Annotated in this window: 15 protein-coding genes and 1 tRNA gene; 7 read left to right on the top strand and 9 right to left on the bottom strand. The window is 65.1% G+C overall.

Translation table 11 applies throughout. From position 1 onward, the window contains the following. Positions 1 to 35 precede the first annotated feature (35 nt). Complete coding sequence (locus G513_RS0115995; protein WP_022977868.1) at positions 36 to 2,069, top strand: alkaline phosphatase; 2,034 nt, start codon at positions 36 to 38, stop codon at positions 2,067 to 2,069. 170 nt (positions 2,070 to 2,239) lie between these two features. Here G513_RS0115995 and G513_RS0115990 read toward each other — a convergent pair. From G513_RS0115990 to G513_RS0115965, 6 genes are all read right to left on the bottom strand, one after another. Then, positions 2,240 to 2,313: transfer RNA gene (locus G513_RS0115990), tRNA-Gln, on the bottom strand. A gap of 58 nt (positions 2,314 to 2,371) precedes the next feature. Beyond that, positions 2,372 to 2,779: a 30S ribosomal protein S9 gene (rpsI, locus tag G513_RS0115985; RefSeq protein WP_022977867.1), complete on the bottom strand. Its 408-nt coding sequence runs from the start codon at positions 2,777 to 2,779 to the stop codon at positions 2,372 to 2,374. A gap of 3 nt (positions 2,780 to 2,782) precedes the next feature. After that, a complete protein-coding gene (rplM, locus tag G513_RS0115980) occupies positions 2,783 to 3,217 on the bottom strand; it encodes a 50S ribosomal protein L13 (RefSeq protein ID WP_022977866.1) in 435 nt (144 codons plus the stop codon). A 149-nt stretch (positions 3,218 to 3,366) separates the two neighbouring features. Further along, entirely contained in the window at positions 3,367 to 4,428 is a 1,062-nt protein-coding gene (locus G513_RS0115975) for a PilT/PilU family type 4a pilus ATPase (RefSeq protein ID WP_022977865.1), read from the bottom strand. A 2-nt stretch (positions 4,429 to 4,430) separates the two neighbouring features. After that, complete coding sequence (locus tag G513_RS0115970; RefSeq protein WP_022977864.1) at positions 4,431 to 5,609, bottom strand: PilT/PilU family type 4a pilus ATPase; 1,179 nt, start codon at positions 5,607 to 5,609, stop codon at positions 4,431 to 4,433. Between the two features lie 44 nt (positions 5,610 to 5,653). After that, complete coding sequence (locus G513_RS0115965; protein ID WP_022977863.1) at positions 5,654 to 6,694, bottom strand: type IV pilus twitching motility protein PilT; 1,041 nt, start codon at positions 6,692 to 6,694, stop codon at positions 5,654 to 5,656. A 99-nt stretch (positions 6,695 to 6,793) separates the two neighbouring features. Between G513_RS0115965 and G513_RS0115960 the strand changes: the two genes are divergently transcribed. The 3 genes from G513_RS0115960 to G513_RS23540 all read left to right on the top strand — a co-directional run bounded on the left by G513_RS0115960 (position 6,794) and on the right by G513_RS23540 (position 8,523). Next, complete coding sequence (locus G513_RS0115960; protein ID WP_022977862.1) at positions 6,794 to 7,501, top strand: YggS family pyridoxal phosphate-dependent enzyme; 708 nt, start codon at positions 6,794 to 6,796, stop codon at positions 7,499 to 7,501. A gap of 74 nt (positions 7,502 to 7,575) precedes the next feature. Then, the gene (gene rpiA, locus G513_RS0115955; protein ID WP_022977861.1) at positions 7,576 to 8,238 is read left to right on the top strand and encodes a ribose-5-phosphate isomerase RpiA; all 663 of its coding nucleotides are present in this window, start codon (positions 7,576 to 7,578) and stop codon (positions 8,236 to 8,238) included. A 6-nt stretch (positions 8,239 to 8,244) separates the two neighbouring features. Then, positions 8,245 to 8,523: a putative signal transducing protein gene (locus G513_RS23540; protein ID WP_022977860.1), complete on the top strand. Its 279-nt coding sequence runs from the start codon at positions 8,245 to 8,247 to the stop codon at positions 8,521 to 8,523. A gap of 106 nt (positions 8,524 to 8,629) precedes the next feature. On the opposite strand, the gene G513_RS0115945 is transcribed toward G513_RS23540, so the two are convergent. Then, positions 8,630 to 8,911 carry an RNA recognition motif domain-containing protein gene (locus G513_RS0115945; protein ID WP_022977859.1) on the bottom strand — a complete coding sequence of 94 codons (282 nt, stop codon included), beginning with the start codon at positions 8,909 to 8,911 and terminating at the stop codon, positions 8,630 to 8,632. Between the two features lie 40 nt (positions 8,912 to 8,951). Beyond that, positions 8,952 to 10,307 (bottom strand): DEAD/DEAH box helicase, encoded by a 1,356-nt coding sequence (locus G513_RS23535; protein WP_245563135.1) that lies wholly within the window; start codon positions 10,305 to 10,307, stop codon positions 8,952 to 8,954. A gap of 422 nt (positions 10,308 to 10,729) precedes the next feature. Here G513_RS23535 and G513_RS0115935 point away from each other — a divergent pair, with 422 nt between their 5' ends. From G513_RS0115935 to G513_RS0115925, 3 genes are all read left to right on the top strand, one after another. After that, positions 10,730 to 11,224 (top strand): DUF4399 domain-containing protein, encoded by a 495-nt coding sequence (locus G513_RS0115935; protein ID WP_022977857.1) that lies wholly within the window; start codon positions 10,730 to 10,732, stop codon positions 11,222 to 11,224. Positions 11,225 to 11,491: 267 nt separating this feature from the next. Next, a complete protein-coding gene (locus G513_RS25090) occupies positions 11,492 to 12,256 on the top strand; it encodes an alpha/beta hydrolase family protein (protein WP_022977856.1) in 765 nt (254 codons plus the stop codon). Next, positions 12,253 to 13,092 (top strand): alpha/beta hydrolase family protein, encoded by an 840-nt coding sequence (locus G513_RS0115925; protein WP_022977855.1) that lies wholly within the window; start codon positions 12,253 to 12,255, stop codon positions 13,090 to 13,092. Before G513_RS25090 ends, G513_RS0115925 begins: the two co-directional genes overlap by 4 nt. On the opposite strand, the gene G513_RS23525 is transcribed toward G513_RS0115925, so the two are convergent. Next, entirely contained in the window at positions 13,089 to 13,751 is a 663-nt protein-coding gene (locus G513_RS23525) for a 4'-phosphopantetheinyl transferase family protein (protein WP_022977854.1), read from the bottom strand. The genes G513_RS0115925 and G513_RS23525 overlap by 4 nt on opposite strands. Positions 13,752 to 13,754 lie beyond the last annotated feature (3 nt).

The raw sequence follows: 13,754 nt of genomic DNA, 5'->3' as shown, positions 1-13,754 counted from the left end.
CAACGTCTCGAAGTTCTTCCGTCAGGAGCCTTGCCATGCAAATCCGCAGTTATCTGTCCACCGCCGGCTTGCTGGCAGCTGCCGCCGCGGCCCTGTTCTCGACCAGTGCTCAGGCGCTGAGCGTTTCCCGGCTGACCCCGCCCAGCGAGCTGTTCCGCACCAATGGTGTCAGCAGCGCGCCGATCATTGCCCGCTTCATTCCCGGCCAGCGCTTCGATCTGCAGGCCACCGTGCAGCCTGACGCCGGCCAGACGATCAGCAGCGTCAGCTTCAGCGTCGATGGCGTGCCGGTGCCGGGCAGCGTCAGCCTGGTCACCACCGGTCTGGTGCCCACGGTGGCGCCGAATACGGCAGTCGCCTCGCGGCGTGCCTATTCGCTGAGCACGTCCGGCGTGCACACGCTCACGGTCAGCGCGCTGCAGAGCAACGGCAGCAGCGTGACCCGCAGTGGCAACTTCGAAATCATCGGCATTCCTGCGCCGGGCAGCATCACGCCGGTCAAGAACATCATCTTCATGCTCGGCGACGGCATGGGGGCCGGCCATCGTTCGGCCGCGCGCATCGTCCAGGGCGGTATTTCCCAGGGCAAGTCGATCACGCCGCTGGCGATGGATACCTTCCCGTACAGCGCCAGCATCATGACGGCCTCGCTGAACTCGATCGTCACCGATTCGGCCCCCGGCATGTCCAACTACGTCACCGGCAACAAGGCTCAGAACAACCAGGAAGGCGTCTTCCCGGATGACACCCTTGCGGCCTTCGACAATCCGCGCATCGAATATCTGTCGGAATACCTGCACCGGGTGCGCGGCACCCGCACCGGCATCGTCACCACCGCCGATGTGTTCGACGCCACGCCGGCCGCCAACGCCGTGCACACCCAGGCGCGCGGCAACGGCACCGGCATCGTCGACCAGTTCCTCGATGAACGTGCCAGCAACGGCCTGTATGTGCTGATGGGTGGCGGCCGCAAGTGGTTCCTGCCCAACCCGTCGACCTGCGCAGGCAGCGAACCCTGCGGCAACGCCACCGGCTTCAACGGTTCGCAGCGCGGCAACGGCACCGACTACGTGCTGCCGGCCGATCTGGTCTCCGCCTACGGCATCGCCCCGGGCGTGCTCGACCCGGCGCGCAACCTGATCGCCGACTTCCAGGCCGCCGGCTTCAGCTACGCGCCGAACAACAGCGCGCTGCTGAACGTGCCGAACAACCAGCCGCTGCTCGGCCTGTTCGCGCTGTCGAACATGAATGTGGCGCTGGACAAGCTCGGCAAGCGCCGCGGTACCTCGACGGTGGTCGACGACTTCGGCTTCCCCGACCAGCCGCTGCTGCCGGACATGACCCGCAAGGCGCTCGAGGTGCTCGACAACGGCAACCGCAACGGCTTCTTCCTGATGGTGGAAGGCGCGTCGATCGACAAGCAGTCGCACAACATGGATTCCGAACGCGCGATCATGGACACCATCGAGTTCGACAAGGCCATCGCGGTGGCGCAGGCCTTCGCGGCACGCGACAAGAACACCTTGGTGATCGTCACCGCCGACCACGAGAACGGCGGCTTCTCGGTGATTGGCGGCTCCACCGTCAGCAGCGCTGATCTCGACAGTCGCGCCAGTTCCGGCGCTGGCACCGGCGCTGCCGGCCCGCGCGGCAGCGGCCCGGCCGGCAATGTCGTCGGCACCTACGATGCCGCAGGCTTCCCGCGCTACACGCAGGCCGCCGATGGCTATCCGCAGTCGATGGATCCGGACTTCAAGCTGCTGATCGGCTATGCCGCGAACGCCGATCGCTATGAGGACTGGCTGACCAATCCGCTGCCGCTGCGCGACAGCCAGCAGCCAGGCAACAACACTGCCCCGCTGAACAGCCATCCGGCCAGCCCGCTGAACCGCGACGTGCTCGGTGGCTTCCTGGTCACCGGCCAGGTGTCGGACGCCGTCGCCGCGCATACCGGAAACGACATACCGCTGTCCGCATTCGGCCGCGGCTCGCAGTTCATCCACGGCACGCTGGACAACACCGACGTGTTCTTCGTGATGGCCGCAGTCGCGGGTCTCGGCGGCCGCTGAGACAGCACGGCTGACAGCTGCATCGCCTCGGGCGGAACGGCCGCATGGCCGTTCCGCCCTTTTTGTTGGCCGCTGTTCGATGTAGCCATCGCGGAAGAATGAAGAGTGCACAGCGACTGCAGAAAAAGAAAAAGCGCCTAGCGAATTCATCGCTAAGCGCTTTCCTTTACTGGCTGGGAGACTAGGACTCGAACCTAGATAAACAGAGTCAGAATCTGTTGTCCTGCCATTAGACGATCTCCCAAAAACCTTGAAGCTTCCGACCGTGCCGGCGCCTGCGAAGGCGTCGCCACGAATGCCGATTAGCGCTTCGAGTACTGCGGAGCGCGACGGGCGCCGTGCAGGCCGACCTTCTTGCGCTCGACTTCGCGAGCATCGCGAGTGACGAGACCGGCAGCACGCAGACCCGGACGCAGGGCCTCATCGTACTTGATCAGGGCGCGGGTCAGACCGTGGCGGATCGCGCCGGCCTGGCCGTTCGGACCGCCACCGGCGACCGTCACCTTGATGTCGAAACGGCCGACGCAGTCGGACACTTCGAGCGGCTGGCGAACCAGCATGCGCGAGGTTTCGCGGCCGAAGTAGGCCTCGACGGTCTTGCCGTTGATGACGATATCGCCCTTGCCCGGACGGATGAAAACGCGGGCGGCGGCGGTCTTGCGACGGCCGGTGCCGTAATGCTGGTCAGCAGGCTGCTTGAGCGTGGCCATGGATTAACCCTTGATCGTGAAGGTGGTGGGCTGCTGCGCGGTGTGCGGGTGCTCGGCACCGGCATAAACCTTCAGCTTGCGGTACTGCGCGTAGCCCAGCGGGCCCGACGGCAGCATGCCTTTGATCGCCTTCTCGATGACGCGTTCCGGATGCTCGGCGTTCATCTTGCCCAGCGTCGTGAACTTGATGCCGCCCGGATATTCCGTGTGGCGCCAGTAGATCTTGCCTTCCATCTTGTTGCCGGTGACGCGGATCTTGTCGGCATTGATGACGACAACATAATCACCGGTGTCGATGTGCGGCGTGAACTCCGGCTTGTGCTTGCCACGCAGACGGCGTGCGACTTCCGAGGCGAGACGGCCCAGAACAACGCCTTCGGCGTCGATCAGGGTCCAATCACGCTTCGCATTTTCATTGGTTGCGAAATAAGTGCCCATTTTCCTGCTCTGATTGCCTCGCAAACTTGCGTCTGGAGGTGGTTATAGTTCGGTCTTCGCGATGTTTTGCGCCGACGTCGGGTACAGCGGGACGCGGATTGTAGTGTGGTCCCCGTGACCACGCAACCGCACGCCTCTATGGCTGCGCTTCAATGACCAAAGTTGATCTTGGCTTCGAGGTTGGTGCGCGAATCGGCATTGGCCAGCGCCTCATCAAGCGAGATCAGGCCGTCCTTGTACAGACGATGCAGCGAGGTATCGAAGGTCTGCATGCCAGAGTCCGAGGACTGGCTCATCGCGTCGCGAATCTCTTCGATGCGGCGGCCGACGATCAGGTCCTGCAGGAACGGCGTGTTGATCAGCACTTCGACCGCGGCGACCCGGCGACCATCCAGGCGCTTGACCAGCCGCTGCGACACGATCGCCCGCAGGCTCAAGGACAGGTCCAGATAAAGCTGCGGCCGCAACGCATCCGGATAGAGGTTCACAATCCGCTGCAGCGCCTGATAGGCGTTGTTGGCATGCAGGGTCGAAATCGCCAGGTGGCCAGTGTTCGCCAGTTGCAGGCAGGCGTCCATCGTCTCCCGGGTGCGGATCTCGCCGATTTGGATCACGTCCGGCGCTTCCCGCAGCGCCGAATGCAGCGCCCGTTCGTAGCTGACCGTGTCCTGGCCGATTTCGCGCTGATTGATGATCGAGCGCTTGTTGGTGTGGACGAACTCGATCGGGTCCTCGATGGTCAGGATGTGGCCGGCCGCATGCTCGTTGCGGTGATTGATCATCGCCGCCAGGGTCGTCGATTTGCCGGAGCCGGTCGCGCCCACCATCAGCAGCAGGCCGCGCTTCTGCATGACCATCTGCGCCAGGGTTTCCGGCAGGTTCAGGTCGGCGAGCTTCGGCGCTTCAGACCTCACATAGCGCAGCACCATCGCCACGGTGCCGCGCTGTGTGAACACGTTGACCCGGAAGCGGCCAAGTCCGGCGGCTTCGATGGCGAGATCGATCTCGCGCTCGCGATCGAAGCGCTCCTGCTGTTCGGGATCGAGGATCGAGCGGGACAGTTCGCGGATGAAATCGCTGGTCAGCACGACACGGCCGACCGGATGCAGATCGCCCTCGATGCGCAGCATCGCCGTGGCGCCGGCACTGAAGTAAAGATCGGACGCCTGCTGCTCGACCGTCAGCTTCAGGTACGCAAGAAGCTTCTCCATGCCTATCTCCGCAGCAGCGAAGTGTGCAATTGGGCGTTGTCTTCTTCTTTCATCTGCAAGCCTTTCACCGCCGGATCCTCGAGCAGGTTCTCGCGCATGCGCTTCGATTCGAGCTTCACCTTCAGGCGCAGTTCGTTCTGTGAATCGGCATTGCGCACCGCTTCGTCATAGGAAATCTGGCCGCTCTCGAACAGCTGGTACAGGTACTGATCGAAGGTGACCATGCCCTGCTCGTTCGAGCGGCTCATCACTTCCTTGATGCCGACGACCTCGCCCTTGAAGATCAGATCGGCGATCAGCGGCGAGTTCAGCATGATCTCCACGGCCGGCACCCGGCCGCCATTCTCGCGCCGCACCAGGCGCTGCGAAATCACCGCGCGCAGGTTGAGGCTCAAGTCCATCAGCACCTGTTCGCGCTTTTCCTCGCTGAAGAAATTGATGATCCGATCGAGCGCCTGATTGGCGCTGTTGGCATGTAGCGTCGACAGCACGAGATGGCCGGTTTCGGCGAAGTTGATCGCGTACTCCATGGTTTCGCGGGTGCGGATCTCGCCGATCTGAATCACGTCCGGTGCCTGGCGCAAGGTGTTCTTGAGGGCTGCTTCCCAGCTCAAGGTATCGGTGCCGACTTCGCGCTGGGTGATCATGCAGCCGAGGTGCGGATGCACGTACTCCACCGGGTCCTCGATGGTGATGATGTGGCCCTTGGAGTTGGCGTTGCGATGGCCGAGCATCGCGGCCAGCGAAGTGGACTTGCCGGAGCCGGTCGCGCCGACCATCAGGATCAGGCCGCGCTTGGCCATCATCACCTCCTTCAGACTGGTCGGCAGGCCGATCTGGTCGAAGGTCGGAATATCGGTGGTGATCGTCCGCAGCACGCCGCCGACCTGGCCCATCTGCACGAAGGCGCTGACCCGGAAGCGGCCGATGGCCGGCGGATTGATCGCGAAGTTGCACTCGTTGGTCGACTCGAACTCCTTGAGCTGGCGATCGTTCATCAGTGAACGGATCAGCAGCGCCGAGTTCTGGCCGGTCAGCGGCTTGTCGGTGACCGGCGTCAGCTGGCCGTCAAGCTTGATCGCCGGCGGGAAGCCGGCGCTCAGGAACAGGTCCGAGGCCCCTCGGGTCTTCATCTGCACCAGCAGTTGCTGGATCAGCTTGATTGCTTCGTCGCGTTCCATCGTGTGGTCTCGGTGAGTGTCAGGCTGTCCCGCAGAGTGGACGACTAGCCCGCAAAGTCCGCCTTGTTCTCGGCCTTGGTGCGCGCCTCGGCATTGCTGACCACGCCTTTCTTGACCAGCTCCTTCAGGCACTGGTCGAGCGTCTGCATGCCGTCCCGGGAACCGGTCTGAATCGCCGAATACATCTGCGCGATCTTGTTCTCCTTGATCAGCGAACGCACCGCCGGCGTGCCGATCAGGATTTCGTGCGCAGCGACGCGGCCGCCGCCGGTTTTCTTCAGCAGGGTCTGGGCGATCACCGCGCGCAGGCCGGTGGAAAGCATCGCGCGCACCATGTCCTTCTCGGCCGCCGGGAAGACGTCGACGACGCGGTCGATGGTCTTGGCGGCGGAGGTCGTGTGCAGGGTGCCGAACACCAGATGGCCGGTTTCGGCCGCGGTCAGCGCCAGGCGGATGGTTTCCAGATCGCGCATTTCGCCGACCAGGATCACGTCCGGGTCTTCGCGCAGCGCGGAGCGCAGCGCTTGATTGAAACCGAGCGTGTCGCGATGCACTTCGCGCTGGTTGATCAGGCACTTCTTCGACGGATGGACGAATTCGATCGGATCCTCGACGGTGAGGATGTGGCCGTAGTCGTTCTCGTTGATGTGGTTGATGATCGCCGCCAGGGTCGTCGACTTGCCGGAGCCGGTCGGGCCGGTGACCAGCACCAGGCCGCGCGGCGTCTCCGCGATGTCCTTGAAGATCGCCGGGCACTTCAGATCTTCCAGCGACATGATCTTCGACGGAATGGTGCGGAACACGCCGCCGGCACCGCGGGCGTGGGTGAAGGCATTGACGCGGAAGCGCGCGAGGCCGGGAATCTCGAACGAGAAATCGGTTTCCAGGAATTCGTCGTAGGCCTTGCGCTGCTTGTCGTTCATGATGTCGTAGAGCATCGCGTGCACCTCCTTGTGCTCCAGAGGTGGCAGATTGATGCGCTTCATGTCGCCATCGACGCGGATCATCGGCTCCACACCGGCAGACAGATGCAAGTCCGAAGCTCCCTGCTTGACGCTGAAGGTCAACAGCTGCGCGATATCCAAGACCGGCTCTCCCCGAGTTTTCCTTATGCCGCAGGCTTCGCCCTGATGGCGGCCGTTGCTGGCAGATGATGGACGTATGAGACCTTACTTCACACCCGCATGAATACCGTTTCCGACCGGTTGAGGGATATCCGCCGACGACTGGCTGCCGCCGCGGCCCGCGCCGGCCGCGCGCCCGGCGAGGTGAGTCTGATCGCCGTCTCCAAGACCTTCGATGCCGATGCCGTGGCCGAGGTCGCCGAACTCGGCGCGCTGCACTTCGGCGAAAGCTACATGCGCGAAGCGATCGACAAGATCGGCCTTGCCGAAGCTTTGGCTGGCCGGCGCCTGGTCTGGCATTTCATCGGCCCGATCCAGGGCAACAAGTGCCGCGCGCTGGCCGGCATGTTTGCCTGGGCGCATGGCATCGATCGCCTGAAGATCGCCGAACGCCTGTCCGAACTACGCGCGCCGGACCTGCCGCCGCTTGAAGTCTGCGTGCAGGTCAACGTCTCCGGCGAAGCGAGCAAGGGCGGCGCGACGCCGGATGAAGCCGCTGCGCTTTGTGCCGACATCGCCAGGCTGCCGCGGCTAAGCCTGCGCGGCCTGATGTGCATTCCGGCGCCGGTCGACGATCCGGAGAACTCGCGCGCCTCGTTCCGGCTGCTGCGCGAACTGCGCGATCGTATTCGCGCCTCCGGCAGCGTCGATGCGAGCGCTTTCGATCAGCTGTCGATGGGCATGTCCGACGATTTCGAAGTGGCGATCGAGGAAGGCGCGACGATGGTGCGCATCGGTTCGGCACTGTTCGGGGAACGCCCTGCCTGAGTCGCCGAGGTGCATCGTCCCCTCGCCTGCTTCAAACTCGCGCGCCGCCACTCCAACGATCACCGCCTCGCCCCATGGACCAGAACCAAGCCAAGAAAGCCGCCGCCGAAGCCGCCCTGAAATATCTCGTGCCGGGCGAACTGCTCGGTGTCGGTACCGGGTCGACGGTCAACTACTTCATCGATGCGCTGGCCGCGCACAAGCAGGACGTTCCCGGCGCGGTGTCGTCGTCGAATGCCTCGACCGAGCGGCTGAAGAAGATCGGCATTCCGGTGGTCGAGCTGAACGAGGCCGGCACCCTGTCGATCTATGTCGACGGCGCCGATGAAGCCGACAAGCACCTGCGCCTGGTCAAGGGCGGCGGCGGCGCGCTGACCCGCGAAAAGATCGTTGCCGCGGCCAGCCGCAAGTTCATCTGCATCGCCGACGAATCGAAGCTGGTGCCGGTGCTCGGCGCATTTCCGCTTCCGGTGGAAGTGATTCCGATGGCCCGCTCCTACGTCGCCCGCGAACTGGTGCGCCTGGGTGGCAACCCGAAGCTGCGCGAGGGCTTCGTCACCGACAACGGCGGCCTGATCCTCGACGTGTCCGGTTTCTCGATCGTCGATCCGCTGAAGATGGAAACCGAGATCGGCATGCTCGCCGGCGTGATCAGCGTCGGCCTGTTCGCCCATCGCGGCGCCGACGTGCTGCTGCTCGGCGGCCCGGATGGCGCTCGTGAAGTGCTGCCGGCATAAAGTCCCTTGCACGACGATCCCAATGACTGGCTGACTGTCGCGCGCTTCAGCGACGCAGTGGAAGCGCAGTTGCTGCAGGGTCGCTTGCAGGCGGATGGCATCGAAGCCTTCCTCGCCGATCGCAACCACGTGCAGGCCGATCCGTTGATCGCGTTGGCGCTGGGCGGCGTGCGGGTGCAGGTCAAGGCCCGTGATATTGACGCAGCGCAGGCGATCATCGCTGCGCTGGCCTCGGGCGACTACGCGCTGGACGAGGATTTCGATCCAGGCGCCAGCGTCGACTAGCGCCCAGCAAAAACGCCACGACCGCAAGGCGATCGTGGCGTCTGGGTGCAGCAAGCTGCAGCGTTTCAGGTGATCGTGGTGATCGCCCGAAAGGCTGCGTCAGCCCTTAACGGCGCGGACCGCCCGGGCGGCCGCCCTTCTTGTCGTCCTTCGGGCGTTCTTCGTTGACGCGCAGCAGATTGCCGCGCAGTTCCTTGCCGTTCAGGCCGGCGATGGCGGCACGGGCTTCGTGACCTTCCATCTCGATGAAACCGAAACCGCGGCATTTGCCCGAAAACACATCGTGCGCGAGCTTGATCGAGCGGACGCGACCGTGCGTCGAGAACAGCTCGGTCAGTTCCTTTTCAGTCGTGTCGGTGGGCAGGTTGCCGGCATAGATACGCTTCATCCAATGACTCCTTCTTCTCGGTTAACGGTGAGCGACGCAATCAACGCGTGCGCTGGTTCTGATTGTTGGTGCCGGACGGACGCGCGCCATCGCGCGACGGGCGTGCATGGCGATTGCCGTTGTTGCTGCTCGGCGCGGCGCCGGCACCCGGACGACGGGCACCATTACCCGGCGCGTGGCCACGGCCACCCGGAGCATTCCGCGGACGTTCACCACGCTCGCGCTCCGGCGGTGCCGGCGGACGGGCTGCTGCGGCGGCGCGCTCTTCGGCGGTCGGCTGCGAGCCCGGCTCGTAGCCCGTCACCGTCGACGACGGAATCGACTTGCGCAGCAGGCGCTCGATGTCCTTCAGGAAGGCGCGCTCGTCCGGCGACACCAGGCTGATTGCCTCACCCTCGGCGCCGGCACGACCGGTACGGCCGATGCGATGGACGTAATCCTCCGGCACATTCGGCAGCTCATGGTTGATGACATGCGGCAGCTGGTCGATGTCGATGCCGCGTGCGGCGATATCGGTGGCCACCAGCACGCGGATCTTGCCGGCCTTGAAGTCGGCCAGCGCGCGGGTGCGGGCGTTCTGCGATTTGTTGCCGTGGATCGCATCGGCCAGGATGTTCTCGCGCACCAGCTGCTCGGCCAGGCGATTGGCGCCGTGCTTGGTACGCGTGAAGATCAGCACTTGCTTCCAGTCACCGGCCTTCACCAGATGCGCGATCAGCGCGGTCTTGCGACCCTTGTCGACCGGGTGCACGCGCTGGGCAACCAACTCGGCCGCGGTGTTGCGCGGGGCCACGTCGACGCTTGCCGGATCGTGCAGCAGGCCTTCGGCCAGCGAACGGATTTCCGGGTTGAAAGTTGCCGAGAACAGCAGGTTCTGGCGCTTCTGCGGCAGCGCCTGGATGACCCGGCGGATGTCGCGGATGAAGCCCATGTCGAGCATGCGGTCGGCTTCGTCGAGCACCAGCATCTGGATGCCGGACAGATTCACCGTGCGCTGCTGGAGATGGTCGAGCAGGCGGCCCGGCGTGGCGACGATGATGTCGACACCGCGGCGCAGCTGGTCGATCTGCGGGTTGATGCCGACGCCGCCGAAGATGATCGCGGTCTTGATCGCCGGCAGATGGCGGCCGTAGGTGCGCATCGAGTCACCGACCTGGGCGGCCAGTTCGCGGGTCGGCACCAGCACCAGCACTTTCGGCGGGGCAACGCGCGCGGTGGTCGCGGCGTCGCGCGGCTGCGAGGCCAGGCGGTTGAGGATCGGCAGGGTGAAGGCGGCGGTCTTGCCGGTACCGGTCTGGGCGGCACCAAGCAGATCGCGGCCGGAGATCACGATCGGGATCGCCTGCGCCTGGATCGGCGTGGGCTTTTCATAGCCTTCGTCAGTGAGAGCGCGCAACAGTTCCGGGCATAGGCCCAATTCAGCAAACAACATGTTTCATTACTCCTGAAGCCGCCACACCGTGCGCAGAAACGCTCTGCACGGCACCGGTTCAGGCAGTGGGGACGAGGATTTCGAACCGCGCCGACTGGCGCATCGAGGGTTTGTACTACCGGAAAGACCTTGAACTGCGGCGCCGGGGAGGCGGCCGGATGCATCGTCTTCAAGCAGGGGCGCAACCGGAGCGCCTCACCAAACTGGGGCGAAGTATACGCGATCAGCCCCGGGCACGCCCGCCCGCGTTTGGCTGCCAGGACCCGCGCAGGGCGTGGCGGGGCGTCGGGCACGGGCGGTGCAGGTATCCTTCCCCGCGCCTGCGGCCGCAACTCGCTGTTGTCGCTGTTGGCGTCGTTCCCACGAAAACTCGAAGGTAAAAGACCATGAACCACATTCGCTCACTGTCGCTGCTGCTGTCCGCCACCGTACTGCTTGCGGCCTGCAAGAAGGAAGAAGCCGCTCCGGCAGCACCCACCGCCGAACCGGCCGCTGCCGCGCCGGAAGCCGCAGCTCCGGCGCTGAAGTCGTCGCCGGCCCCGGAAGGCGCCAAGATTTCGTTCGCCGACCTGAAGGACGGCGCCACCGTCAGCAGCCCGCTGCTGGTCAAGTTCGTCGTTGAAGGCATCACTCTGGCCCCGGCCGGCACCGAAGAACCGGCCAGCGGCCATCACCATCTGATGATCGACGCCGAGCTGCCGCCCGCCGACGCGCCGATTCCGGCCGACGCCAACCACGTGCACTTCGGCAAGGCCCAGACCGAGACCACGATCGAGCTGACGCCGGGCACCCACACGCTGCAGCTGGAGTTCGCGAATGGCCAGCACGTGCCGTTCAACCCGCCGCTGGCTTCCGAGAAAATCACCGTCACCGTGAAGTAAGCGCCGCTCGTCAGCAAATCGCGACGGCTCGGCGGGTGTTCGCCGAGCCGTCCTTGCCACCACGTCAACCTGTCGATCAAGTACGCAAACACCATACTGATTTGCGCCGTCCCAACCGGCTGACGCCGACTCTGGCCGACACCCTCGAACGGATGTGAAGCGGAACCCCGACCAAGCCCCGGCTACCGCCTGCACGCTCCGGCCCGTTCGCCACGCGATCGACTGTCCGGCGCTGCTGCCGTCGCCTTTCGCTTTCGCCCCCTCCGCTTGAACAAGCCGCTCTACTTCGGGCCGGTGGCAAGGCCGCTGTTCGGCATGCTGCATTTGCCGCTGGGCGCTACACGGCAGACCGGCATCCTGATCTGCAACAGCTGGGGAACCGAATACCTGCGCACCTACCGCGGCCTGCGCGAACTGGCACAAAGCCTCAGTGCCAGCGGATTTCCGGTGCTGCGTTTCGACTACGGTGGTACCGGCGATTCCGGCGGCGATGCCCGCAGCAGCTGCCTGAATGGCTGGATCGATGAACTCGGCCTTGCCGCAAGGGCCTTGAGTGCTGAAACCGGCTGCAGCGACCTCTGTCTGCTCGGCCTGCGCTTCGGCGCCCTGCTGGCCCAGGAAGCGATCGCCACAGGCGTTGTCGCAGCCCAGGCCGTTGCCCTCTGGGACTCCCCACCGAGCGGCGAAGTGTTCGTCGCCAATCTGCAGCAGATGGATCTGGCCTTGAACCACAAGCGCAGCAGCGAACGCCGCGTGCGCTCGCAGCTGGTTCCGCCTGCGCGCGACGAGCTGCTCGGCCACGAATGGCCGGTTGGCCTCGCTGCCGATATCGCCAAGCTGCCCGGCCTGCGCCGCGACCTGCCCGGCCGAGTGATCTTCGTCAGCCGTGATCGCATTCCGCCGGACAGCGTCGAATCGATCCGCCTGCCCGACGCCGGCCACTGGAGCGATGTCGAGCGCATCCACTCGCCGTGGCTGCCGAGCGCGTCGTTCCGCATCGTCACCGAGCGTCTGGCGGATGGCCTGAAATGAACGAGCGGGCGATCTCCTTCGGTGAAAGCGGTGCCCTGTTCGGCATCATCGGCAGCCCGGACGTGCCGGACCCGCAGCGCCCGGCCGTGTTGATCCCGAACACCGGCGTCATCCATCGAGTCGGCCCCAGCCGCATGCACGTCGAACTGGCCCGGGCGCTGGCCAACGCCGGCCTGGTGTCCTTGCGCCTCGACAACGCCGGCCTCGGCGACAGCGAAATCGTGCCCGGCCGCAGCGATGCCGATTCGGCGCTCGATCTCTGTGCCGCGATGGACGCGCTCGACGCCCGCAACATCTCCACCGGCACCATCATCATCGGTAGCCACAGCGGCGCCCACGATGCGCACGAAGCCGCCAGAGTCGATCCGCGATTGATCGGCGCCGTATTCCTCGACGGCTACATCCATTCCACACCGCGCGCCTGGCTGAACCGGACGATGGCGCGCCTCACCGAACGTAGCCGCCACCCGCCGCCAGGGCCGCTCGGCATCAGCCTGACACCGAAATCCGGCAGCGCGCTGCACGATGTGCTGCCGAGCGAGATCCACTATCACGACGCGCCATCGCACGAGCGCATGGAAGCCGATCTGGTCGAATTCATCCGCCGGCAGCTATCGCTGCTCTACGTCTACACCGGCGATGTCGAGCACCAGTACACCTATGCCGCACAGCTGATCGACGCCTTTCCGATCCTGCGCGGCTATCGCCACCTGACGATTCGCCAGATCCCCGAAGCGGACCACCATTTCATCCGCCGGGCGACGCGCGAAGCCTTGATCGACATGCTCGTCGACTGGGTGCTCGGGGTCGCTGCGCGGCGTCAGACGAGCGTCTAGAGCCGCCGCGCGGCCAGCAGGCTCAGCAGCAGGCCATCGAAGCGGCGCAGCTCTCCGGTCCACTCGATACCGGCCATCGCCTGTTGCGCTCGTGCCGATTTCGCTTCGACGGTGTACCGATCCGAGTCCATTGAAAATGTGATCGCCACCTCGCTGAACTCCAGGAACAGGCCGCGCAGGGGCTGCAGGCATTTGTGCACGCATTCCTTGGCGCTGAACGCCGGCAAGGCCCAGCGGGCGAGACCGCCGGGCAGTTCAGCAAGGCGTGCACATTGCGCTTCATCGAGCACATAGGCCGCCGCATCGTCCGGCAGCGCGCGATCGATCTCGATATCGATACCGAGCGCGGCCCAATGCTGGGTCGAAGCGGCAATCGCGACCGCCGCATCCCCGCAGTGGGCGATGCTGCCGATCACGCCGTCCGGCCAGGCCGGTGCGCCGTCGGCGGTCCGGCCGATCACTGCATCGACATGGCCCAGCTCCGCCAGCGCCGCACGGGCACAGACGCGGCCGGCGATGAAATGACCGCGACGACGCTCGGCGACATCGACCACCAGCTCTGCCTCCGCTTCGGGCAAGACGATGGTTTCGCCCGCCATCGGCAACGGTGTCCAGCGACAGACGCTATCGGCCAGCCAGTCGATCGCGCGCAAGTTCATCGG

Source organism: Nevskia ramosa DSM 11499, from assembly GCF_000420645.1.
Classification (GTDB): domain Bacteria; phylum Pseudomonadota; class Gammaproteobacteria; order Nevskiales; family Nevskiaceae; genus Nevskia; species Nevskia ramosa.
This window is presented reverse-complemented; position numbering and strand designations above follow the sequence as displayed.